1 protein-coding gene is annotated in these 451 nt (G+C 51.2%); it reads right to left on the bottom strand.

Annotation, left to right across the window (positions count from 1 at the left end; genetic code table 11):
- Positions 1-451 (bottom strand): IS3 family transposase (locus ACTHUT_RS21985; RefSeq protein WP_440419942.1); only part of this gene is annotated, 451 nt, incomplete at both ends.

Here is a 451-nt window from a genome sequence, read left to right as displayed (position 1 = left end):
CGGTTGTAGTAATCCATATAGTCATCTATCTGTTTCATCAATTCGTCCACCGTCAATTCACCTGCGTTATAGAAACACTCCGTCTTCAACACCGCAAAGAAACTCTCCATCGGCGCATTGTCCCAACAATTCGCCTTACGCGACATGCTTTGAACCATGGAATGCTCCGCAAGCAATTCCCTATACCCCGCCGTACGGTACGGCACACCCTGGTCGGAATGCAGCATCGTTCCCTTATCAGTCAGACGGGGTGCGGCTTTTTCGAGCATTTCCTTCACCATTTCGCTGTTAGCATTGCGGCTCATGGCGTAGGCGACGATTTCTCGGTTGAACAAGTCCAAGATTGGCGAGAGGTACAGTTTGCCGTCGCTCCCTTTGAGTTCGGTCACGTCGGTCAGCCATTTTTCGTTGGGCTTTTCGGCTGTGAATAGGCGTTTGAGGAGGTGTTCCG

This window comes from Neisseria sp. P0022.S010 (assembly GCF_051956635.1).
Note: the sequence above shows the minus strand (reverse complement) of the source record. Positions and strands in the feature narration are given on the sequence as shown.